2 protein-coding genes are annotated in these 1,651 nt (G+C 61.4%); one reads left to right on the top strand and one right to left on the bottom strand.

Annotated features, from left to right (window positions below; genetic code table 11):
- Positions 1-305, bottom strand: a 305-nt coding sequence (locus ACXRVY_RS27845) for a VOC family protein (protein ID WP_458238817.1), incomplete at its 3' end; no start/stop codon positions are given.
- 340 nt (positions 306-645) lie between these two features.
- Between ACXRVY_RS27845 and ACXRVY_RS27840 the strand changes: the two genes are divergently transcribed.
- A partial coding sequence (locus ACXRVY_RS27840) for an NnrS family protein (RefSeq protein WP_458238816.1) occupies positions 646-1,651 on the top strand: 1,006 nt, incomplete at its 3' end.

Below are 1,651 nucleotides of genomic sequence, written 5' to 3'. Positions count from 1 at the left end.
GCCGACAGGTTGCCCCAGTAATGGTCGACTTCTTCCTGGCTCAGGCAATTGACCTGAAACGACACCGCCTCACTGAACTTGAACAGCGGCCCGCCGTTGAGACCGGTGAAACTCTGCCCGTCGAGTTCGAAGCTGACGGTCATGATCGAACCTTCCGGCCGGCCATGGAACTCGAAACCGGCGTGGCCGTAGTAGGTGACGGCAGTGATTTTCGAATGGTCGAAGATCGAACAATAGAATTTCGCTGCCTCTTCGGCCTGATCGTCGAACCACAGGCAGGGCGTGAGTTTTTGTACGCGTTGCATGGTGCCAACTCCTCTGCAGGTTGCGCATGTCCCGGACTTTCAGCGTAGTCAGCCTCTGGTCGTTCGGCCGTACCGTAGATCGAGAAAATTGTCGCAGGGTTGCGATGGTGTAGTCGAAATGACTTTGTGTGGAGTCAAACAGACTATTTGTGTGGCGAGTCTTTATGACTCGTGTGAGCGCAAATACCTGGATCTGAAGGGGTAAAGAGCTGGCACGGGACTTGAACAGATAAACGTACAACTGAACGCCTTCAGGAGTACGCAAAATGTTCAACTTCTTCAGCAACCCTCAGAACGTTCTTCATCTGTCGAGCCGAGGCCCGGTCCGGGTGTTGGCATGATGCGCCGACTTGCCGTTGCACCGGTTTTCAGTCTGGGCTTTCGCCCGTTCTTTCTGGTCGGGGCCGGTTTCGCCGCCGTCGCCGTGGCGATCTGGGCCTTGTGGTTGTACGGCCGCTTGCCCGGTGCGCAACCGCCGGGCGGCATGCTCACCTGGCATCGACATGAAATGCCTTTCGGATTTGCCTCGGCCATCATTGCCGGGTTCCTGCTCACGGCGGTGCCCAACTGGACCGGCCGGCCGGGGCTCAAGGGCTGGCCGCTGATCGGTCTGGTGCTGGTGTGGCTGCTGGCGCGGCTGGCCTGGTGCCTGCCGATACCGGTGCCCTTGCTGCTGGCCTTGCAAGTCCCGTTTCTGCCATTGCTGGCGTGGGCGTTGGGGCGCGATCTGCTGGCTGCGGGTAAACGCGAGAATTATCCGATTCTGTTGATGGTGACGCTGCTGGCCGGGTGTCAGGCGCTCACGTTGATGGGGTTGGTCGTTGATGACGCCAGTCTGCAACGTCATGGCGTGCTGGCCGCCTTGTGGCTGGTGGGCGCGCTGATGAGCGTGATCGGCGGGCGGGTGATTCCCTTCTTTGTCCAGCGCGGCCTGAACCGGCCCGCAACGCCTGCGGCCCATCCGTTGCCGGGCAAGGTGTTGCTGATCAGCGCCATGTTGGCGGCGGTGTCCTTTGGCGCCGGATTGAACGACGTCCCCCGTGTGTGGCTGGCGCTGTTGTTTGCGTTGATCAGCGGTTTGCATCTGCTGCGATTGTGGCGCTGGCATGATCGTGGCCTGTGGCGCGTGCCGCTGCTGTGGTCGCTGTACCTGGCTTACGCCTGGCTCGCGGTGGCGACGCTGGCGATGGCGCTGTGGCACCTGGGCTGGATGCCGCAGCAAAGCCTGGCCACCCATTCGCTGGCCGTCGGCGGTATCGGCGGGTTGATCCTGGCGATGATTGCGCGGGTCAGCCTGGGGCATACCGGGCGTTTGTTGCAGCCGTCCAGGGCGATCGTTGCGGGGT

Source organism: Pseudomonas sp. P5_A2_2 (assembly GCF_054177685.1).
The sequence above is the reverse complement of the archived record's forward strand: the minus strand, read 5'-3'. Positions and strand labels throughout refer to the sequence as shown.